The following is a 1,620-nucleotide window of genomic DNA, read 5'->3' on the forward strand; positions in this document are numbered from 1 at the left end:
CGCCGGTGCTGCGCGATGCCGTAGCCGCCGCCAGGCCGGCCCCGGTCGTGGCGGCTGCCGCGGCGACCGCCACGCCGGGCGACGACTGGGAAACCTTCTGATCCGGATCCGGATGCGCACGCAGGCCTTCAGTCCGCGCCGCAACTGCCGTAAACCACTCTGACATCCCGCGCAGCGCCACGTCCGCGGCGCTCCGACACCGCACCGAGAGGATCCACCATGGACATGATCGACGCCACCCAAGTGGCCCGCCACGAAGCCCAGCGCCAGGGCAACCGCGCCGGCGCTGGCGCCCAGCCGGGCCGTGAGTACCTCAGCTTCCGCCTCGGCACCGAGGAGTACGGCATCGACATCCTGAAGGTGCAGGAGATCCGCAGCTACGAGCCGCCGACCCGCATCGCCAACGCCCCGAGCTTCCTCAAGGGCGTGATCAACCTGCGCGGTGTGATCGTGCCGGTCGTCGATCTGCGTGTGAAGTTCGGTTGCGATGCTCAGATCACGCCCATCACGGCGGTGATCGTGCTGGCTGTCAAGGGCCGCGTCATCGGCGCCGTGGTCGACTCGGTGAGCGACGTGCTGGACCTGCCGCACGACGCCATCAAGCCGGCACCGTCGATGGGCGCGGTCGTCGACACCAGCCACCTGATCGGCATCGCCACCGTGGCCGAACGCATGCTGATCCTGATGGACATCGAGTCGCTGATGACGAGCGCCGAGCTCGGCGTGATCGACGCGGTGGGCTGAGTCCGGCCACGCGCGGCGGCTCCGCCGCGCTCCCCCGCCGACGGCGCCCCGAGGGGCGCCGTTGCTCATGGGGCCGACGGGAGGCGCAGCGCGGGCCTGCGTGAAACGCGCGACACTCGTCGCAACGCGACTCCCGGACTTCCGGCATGCCCCTGCAACTCCTGACCCCTCACAGCAAGGACCTCGGTGGCGGCTTCACGGTGCGCCGCCTGCTGCCGTCGGCCCTTCGGCAGGCCGTCGGGCCCTTCGTGTTCTTCGACCACTTCGGCCCGATCACCGCCAGCCCCGCCGACGACCACGACGTGCGGCCGCATCCGCACATCGGCCTGGCGACGGTGACCTACCTGTTCGAGGGCGCGATGCAGCATCGCGACTCGACCGGCGTCTCGCAGCGCATCGAGCCCGGGGCAATCAACTGGATGACCGCCGGCCAGGGCATCGTGCACTCGGAGCGCACGCCCGAGGACCTGCGCGGCGTCGCGCGGCGCAGCCACGGACTGCAGCTGTGGGCGGCGCTGCCGGCCGAGCACGAGGACGTGGCGCCGCGCTTCGAGCACACGCCGGCCGCGCGGCTGCCGCAGCGGCAGGAGGGTGGCGCGACGCTGCGGCTGCTGATCGGCCGCGCGCATGGCCTGGCCTCGCCGGTCGGCACGCTGTCGCCGACGCTCTATGTCGATTACGCGCTGGCGCCGGGTGCGGCGCTGGCGCTGCCGACGCCCGCCGAGGCCACGGAGCGCGCGCTCTACGGCATCGACGCGCCCTACGAGCTGGTGATCGACGGCGACGTCGCGCGCATCGAGCCGTTCACGCTAGCGGTGCTGCCGGCCGACGCGTCCGCGGTGACGCTGCGCTCGGCCGACGGCGCCGCCGCGCGGG

Annotated in this window: 2 protein-coding genes; both read left to right on the plus strand. The window is 72.5% G+C overall.

The window, feature by feature from the left end:
• Window positions 1-219: 219 nt before the first annotated feature.
• Window positions 220-744 (plus strand): chemotaxis protein CheW, encoded by a 525-nt coding sequence (locus Y694_RS21655; RefSeq protein WP_011828187.1) that lies wholly within the window; start codon window positions 220-222, stop codon window positions 742-744.
• Window positions 745-890: 146 nt separating this feature from the next.
• Window positions 891-1,620: pirin family protein (locus tag Y694_RS21660; protein WP_036236624.1), on the plus strand; the 730-nt coding region annotated here is incomplete at its 3' end.

This window comes from Methylibium sp. T29-B, from assembly GCF_000576225.1.
Taxonomy (GTDB): Bacteria; Pseudomonadota; Gammaproteobacteria; order Burkholderiales; family Burkholderiaceae_C; genus Methylibium; species Methylibium petroleiphilum.

What these genes read in the sequence shown, in the direction of transcription:
- Y694_RS21655 (WP_011828187.1), top strand. Translation starts at nt 220, where the DNA reads ATGGACATGATCGACGCCACCCAAGTGGCCCGCCACGAAGCCCAGCGC.